The sequence below is a fragment of the Providencia sp. PROV174 genome (assembly GCF_028480685.1).
GTDB lineage: Bacteria > Pseudomonadota > Gammaproteobacteria > Enterobacterales > Enterobacteriaceae > Providencia > Providencia rettgeri.
The window spans coordinates 115147-121623 of the sequence record NZ_JAMPOT010000013.1; the positions used below are offsets into that span (position 1 = coordinate 115147).

Here is a 6477-nt window from a genome sequence, read left to right on the forward strand (position 1 = left end):
CTTTTCAGAAGATTATGATTTGATAATTTCTTTTAACTTAGTGTAGCGTCTAATTAATCGCCATTTTAATTTTACTGTTGTTGCATGCGCCCACACTATTTGCCAATAACCCTTATCAAAAAATAGTTGTACCATTTCCTTCTGTACATCAGGTGATTTAATGGCTAATAGCGCTTGAATCACCCCTAACCCCTCCTTTCCTACCTGCCATAAGCAAGCTGGTGCCTGTTTAACTTGTTCAGGATAACGCTGGTAAATATTTAGAAGCATATCAATAATCTTCAAATACGTTTTTATCTTGCGAACAGAGCGTTCATCACCACTCAATGAATGCGAAACAGATTGGTTATGGATTAAATATCGGTAGTATTGTTCATTAATAAATTGCACGCGCTTCGCCACGAGTAAAACTTCCGTCGTCCAAGGAATGTCTTGATGATGTAACTTAGGTTCAAAGAAAAATTTGTGTTGGCGCAACATGTCTAAACGATATAAATTCAGCCAAGTTACATGCAAAAATTTGCGTGAGCTTAAGCCTATTTCAAGCCATTCAGGGCCTGAAATTACCCCAGTTGACGGAACTTTATTCGGTGGGAAAATTGCCTTTGGTGCATCACCATTAGTATAAACATAAGTCCCATTACAGGTTGCAACATCGAGGTCATTTGATAATGCGATTTCTAATAAACGCCCATACATTTGAGGGCTAATTTCATCGTCAATATCAGGGAATGTAATATATTTTCCCGTAGCCTCAACCATTCCCGTATTACGGGCAACTGATACGCCTTGATTCTCTTGATAAAGCACTTTTAAATGTACAAATTTATCTGCGTAAGACTTAATGATGTCTTCACTTTTATCTTTAGAGCCGTCATTAACAACGATCAACTCCCAATTTTCTAGCTTTTGCGCAATTAAGCTATCAAAAAACTGAGGTAAAAATTTTTCACCATTATATACAGCAACGACAATACTCAAAACTGGCTGAGAAGACATGTATTAACCCTATACCAATCTATTAAAAATTATTCATAAGCTAAATAATTAAACCAAATATAAAGCAAAGTAGCAGATAGCAATATGTTACTTCGCTAAAATTAATAATTTAGAAAAGAAAAAATCACATTGGTTCCATTGTCATAAAAATTTAATAATTTAATAATGTAAAATTCAGATTTATCAATCTGCAATGGAATTATCTTATTTGTAAGTATGATTTATATTGTAATGAACTAATTATCCATTAATTGACCTAATAAACATTAATGACACCTTAAAAAATATTGAGGATATCCTTGTGGCTGGAAGTAGCTTACTCACATTACTTGATGATATTGCCGCTGTGCTAGACGATGTTTCCGTCATGACAAAAATGGCTGCCAAAAAAACATCCGGTGTTTTAGGTGATGACCTCGCACTAAACGCCCAACAAGTCACAGGTGTTCGTGCAGAGAGGGAAATTCCTGTTGTTTGTGCCGTCGCTAAAGGGTCATTTGTTAATAAATTAATACTTGTTCCTTTAGCGTTGTTAATCAGTGCGTTTATCCCTTGGGCTATCACGCCTCTACTCATGATTGGTGGAGCCTATCTTTGTTTTGAAGGAGCAGAAAAAATCACTCATAAGCTATTGCATTCTAATGCAAAAGATTCTCTTCCCCAACACCAATTGCAATTATCAGCAGAAGAACTTAAGGAATTTGAAAGTAAAAAAATCAAAGGGGCTATTCGTACCGATTTTGTTTTATCAGCTGAAATTATTGCCATCACACTCGGCATTGTTTCCACCACCTCTTTTATCAACCAAGTGGCCGTACTCTCTATCATTGCTATCGTGATGACTGTCGGTGTATATGGCTTAGTTGCAGGTATTGTAAAATTAGATGACTTAGGCTTTTATTTACAGAAAAAAACCTCTTCTTTATTAAAAAAATGTGGTAATTCCTTAATTTATGCGACTCCTTATCTGATGAAAACATTATCTATTGTAGGAACAGCTGCGATGTTTATGGTCGGTGGAGGTATCCTAACGCACGGTATCAGCTATATTTCAGAATGGATTACCGAAATATCCTTTACCGCAACCTTAACACCTATCATTGGTAGTACTATGCAGTTTATCTTACCGACCATAATTAATTTATTTTTTGGGCTAGTAACCGGCCTAATCCTTGTCGCGATAATCTCACTATTCAAAAAAATTAAAAAAGCCTAAAACAAAAAGGTAGCTCTATCGATTAGAGCTATCTTTACTCCTGCCATTCGATAGTTTTTCAGTAACATTTTTCGATATGTATTATTTTACATATTGATTTTCATCGATATTTAAACTGATCTAAATCAAAGGAAATTCATCTTTAATTTAAGCTATAATACGTAGCCCCGTTCTAGACTGAATCAAATTTAATCTTATATATCAATAAATAAAAGTAAAAAACTTAAAGAGAAATTTCATTTTCTATTTTCTATTTTGTTATAACACCAGAAAATTACTACCAAAGTAGTATATTTAATATTCGCCCCTTTATGAACAATACTAGAACTATGCATTTTAAGTTCGCTAGCACGACTCTTTAAGGAAGTGACACATGCCCACACTGTATCGTCGATTTTCAATTATTAACCAAGTGATCGGCCTTATGCTACTGATTGCGATCTTAGGAATTATTGGGATGACGATTTCCAATCGAATGATTATAAGTGTACAAGGTAATGCTCACGCAATAAATAAATCAGGTTCACTACGAATGCAGAGCTACAGATTACTTTCTCTCGTCCCTCTGAATACTCAAAATCAGCGTTATCTCGACGCATTAGAATCTGACCTCATTAGCCCAGAACTGACTCAAGTTGTAAAAATTGAAAGCTTAACTCCTCAATTTGATGAGCTCTATAATTACTGGTTACATATCTTACGACCTTCATTAATGGAAGCAAATACGCCTAACGATGCAAGATACGAAGTTATATCATTTGTAAGTAAACTTGATGAGTTGGTTCATAACATTGATGAAAAAACAGAAAGAAAGATTGCTTATGTTGCTATGACACAACTGATTTTTATTAGCTTAGTCTTCTTATTACTCATGGGAACCATCTGGCACCTAAGACGAAAAATTTATTACCCATGGGTTAAATTATTATCAATGGTCAATGCGATTGGACGAAAAGATTTTAGCCAACGCTACCCAAAAAATAATAGGCAAGATGAATTAAATGCGTTAGGAGAAACGCTGAACCAGATGTCAGATGAATTAGCGCTAAGCTATCATCAACTTGAAGAAAGAGTTGCAGAAAAAACTGCAGATTTAATCACAAAAAATAAGGTGTTATCTTATTTATATCAATCAAACCAAATTCTTCATTCGTCAGATCCCCTCTATTTACGATTACAAAAAGTCCTTATTGAACTAGAAAACATTACCATACTCAAAAATCTAAGTTTACGGTTGTATGAAGAGAGTAATGAAGCATATTTTCATGAAATATGTTGCCATTCAACCGGATTATCTGAAGCGAAAACAACGCAGCTAAAACAACAAATTTCAATCGATAAACCTCTCAGCTTACAATGGGATTTATCAGACAATATGCATCGTTATGGCGTTATTATTGGTGAGATTGAAGATAATCAAATACTTTCAGACGAACAAAACAACCTTGTTTCTGTTCTAGCAAAACAAATCTCTGGTATGCTCGCGATGGAGCACCAAATAGAACAACAACAACAATTGCTTATCATGGATGAACGCTCTGCAATTGCACGCGAACTTCATGACTCTATCGCTCAGTCTTTATCTTGTTTGAAAATGCAAATTAGCTATCTGCAATTACAGCCTGAACCATTACCAGAAAAACCTCAACAGTTGTTAACGGAAATGCGCAGCGAAATTAATACCGCATATAGCCAACTGAGAGAGCTATTAACCACATTTAGACTTAAATTAATGGAACCTGGCTTACTTCCCTCATTAGAAAGTACCATTAATGAATTTAGCGAACGTATGGGGTATACAGTAACCTTAAATTACGACCTACCCGCAAAGAGTATTTCACCACACCAATCTATTCATATTATACAAATCGTCCGAGAAGCATTAACTAATATTCTAAAACATGCTAATGCAACATCGGCTGAGGTTTCATTAAAACAGTATGATGGTATTGTTACTATTACCATTACCGACGATGGTGCAGGGATCACGTCAAACACTGATAAACTTAATCATTATGGGCTTATTATTATGAGAGAAAGAGCATTAAGCCTTAATGGTAACTGTTATATTACACCTAGGCTTCAAGGTGGAACAGAGGTAAAAGTTACCTTTCCTTTATCTGACGCTTAACATACCGGAAAATCATCTATGGAAAATACAAATATAGTAAACGAAAAATCAACCATTCTACTTATTGATGATCATCCGATGCTAAGAAATGGAGTCAAACAGTTGATTAGTTTGGAATCTTCATTACAAGTTATCGGTGAAGCAGGAGATGGTAAAACAGGTATACAGATCGCTGAAGAGCAAGATCCTGATCTTATTTTATTGGATCTCAACATGCCAGGAATGAATGGTTTTGAAACTCTTGATGAACTTAGAAAAAGAGAACTATCCGGTAGAATTATTCTTTTTACTGTTTCTAATTATAGTGATGACTTAGTCAATGCACTAAAAAGAGGAGCTGATGGTTATTTACTTAAAGATATGGAGCCTGAAGAGCTTATAGTCGCCCTAAAAGAAGCCGCTAGCGGTAAGCTAGTTGTTAGTCCAACATTAGCATCTGTACTGGCTGAATCACTCAGAGACAATACCACACAGGATGATAATAATATAACTTCATTAACACCAAGGGAAGCCGATATTCTAGAACTGATCTCACAAGGCTTATCAAATAAAATGATAGCTCGTAAACTAGATATTGCAGAAAGCACAGTAAAAGTACATGTTAAACATTTACTTAAAAAGCTCAATTTAAAATCAAGGGTTGAAGCCGCTGTTTGGGTGTTACAACAAAAATAATTTTTAATCTCACAGCTATATAACCTTATAATAGCTGTGAGCTTTGAAAAAATCATGTTAACTAATAAACAGCTCTAATATGCAAACTTATATTTTTAATTATACTAAACTAGTGTAATAATTTTTATGACGGAAAATAATATAAATGGAAGATGAATTAATTTTAGTTAATGAACATGATGAACCTGTTGGTGTTATGTCAAAATTATTGGTACATCAACTCGGTTATCTACATCGAGCATTTTCAGTATTTATCTTTAATGAGCAAAATGAGCTATTAATTCAACAACGGGCTCTTCATAAATATCATTCAGCAGGGCAATGGGCAAATTCTTGCTGTAGTCATCCTAAACCTAATGAGGATACTCAGAAAGCAGCTGAACGTAGGCTTCAAGAAGAGCTAGGCTTTGTCACTCCATTGACATATGCGGGTTCCTTAATTTATAAAGCTGATGTTCAGGGAGGCTTAATTGAACATGAATATGACCATATTTTTATTGGTTATTATAACCAATATATTCAACCAAATAGGGAAGAAGTCTTATCTATAAGGTGGATAAGTCTTCCTCAATTAAAACAAGAGATCGTTCTTACCCCTGAAATATTTACACCATGGTTTAAAAAAATATTGGAAGAATTTCCTTTATCAAACATTTTAAATAAATGAATTTGTAATAACTTGATTTATAATATAAATTTTAACATATAACTTGAATCATAAAAAATATTTATATAAAATCACATATCATAAAAAATACATTATAGACGAGAAAATAATTCAATTATCAATTTCATATAAATAAATAATGCTAATTTAATCTCAATTTTCAACGTAGGCTAACTAATCTTTTTCATTGTATTATTTTTAATACTTAATATTGTCATTATTATTTATTCATTGAATATAGTTGCATTTTTAATAAACTTTACTGGTATATTTCTATAGTAAGTAATCACTTAAAACTTACTGCGACCTTATTCACTATGTTTTATTAATCCCTTTTCCCCGATATATTTTTAATTGCTATAACAAGTGAGTTGTTACTCATTACTTTGTATCCACCATTAGCATTCACCACATAAATACCTAGAGTACAACCTCTTGATTTAATTCTCCTCCTCCTATTTCCCCATACTCCTTTGCTAATCAAATAGAGGTTAGTTGTCTCTATAACAAGTTAGTTGTTGCTCATTATTTTAATTAACGCTATTCCATTCATAATGAAAATAGGTTAAGCCATCAACCCACTATATCCATAGGTTTTACTAAAACTCTGCGACCCATCAAAAAAACCGTGAGCTGTTACTTACTACTTTACACCTCTCATTAGCATTCACCCTCTAAATACATTGAAGATGCAATTTAATTTTTCCCAACTACAACTACAACTACACTTTTTATTTCTCCATCGCTTTATATCTAGGTTCTTTATCACCTCACACTCCTTTGCTAACT

Annotated in this window: 5 protein-coding genes; 4 read left to right on the plus strand and 1 reads right to left on the minus strand. The window is 33.7% G+C overall.

The window, feature by feature from the left end; genetic code table 11:
* Positions 1-12: 12 nt before the first annotated feature.
* On the minus strand, positions 13-999 hold the full coding sequence (locus PSE60_RS12965) for a glycosyltransferase (protein ID WP_004914830.1): 987 nt from the start codon (positions 997-999) through the stop codon (positions 13-15).
* A 301-nt stretch (positions 1000-1300) separates the two neighbouring features.
* On the opposite strand from PSE60_RS12965, the gene PSE60_RS12970 reads away from it, so the two are divergent.
* The 4 genes from PSE60_RS12970 to idi all read left to right on the plus strand — a co-directional run bounded on the left by PSE60_RS12970 (position 1301) and on the right by idi (position 5688).
* The gene (locus PSE60_RS12970; protein WP_272665675.1) at positions 1301-2215 is read left to right on the plus strand and encodes a DUF808 domain-containing protein; all 915 of its coding nucleotides are present in this window, start codon (positions 1301-1303) and stop codon (positions 2213-2215) included.
* Between the two features lie 373 nt (positions 2216-2588).
* On the plus strand, positions 2589-4346 hold the full coding sequence (narX, locus tag PSE60_RS12975; protein ID WP_210840411.1) for a nitrate/nitrite two-component system sensor histidine kinase NarX: 1758 nt from the start codon (positions 2589-2591) through the stop codon (positions 4344-4346).
* 18 nt (positions 4347-4364) lie between these two features.
* Positions 4365-5021 (plus strand): two-component system response regulator NarL, encoded by a 657-nt coding sequence (gene narL, locus PSE60_RS12980; RefSeq protein WP_004914835.1) that lies wholly within the window; start codon positions 4365-4367, stop codon positions 5019-5021.
* 145 nt (positions 5022-5166) lie between these two features.
* Positions 5167-5688: an isopentenyl-diphosphate Delta-isomerase gene (gene idi / locus PSE60_RS12985; protein WP_272665676.1), complete on the plus strand. Its 522-nt coding sequence runs from the start codon at positions 5167-5169 to the stop codon at positions 5686-5688.
* Positions 5689-6477: the final 789 nt, after the last annotated feature.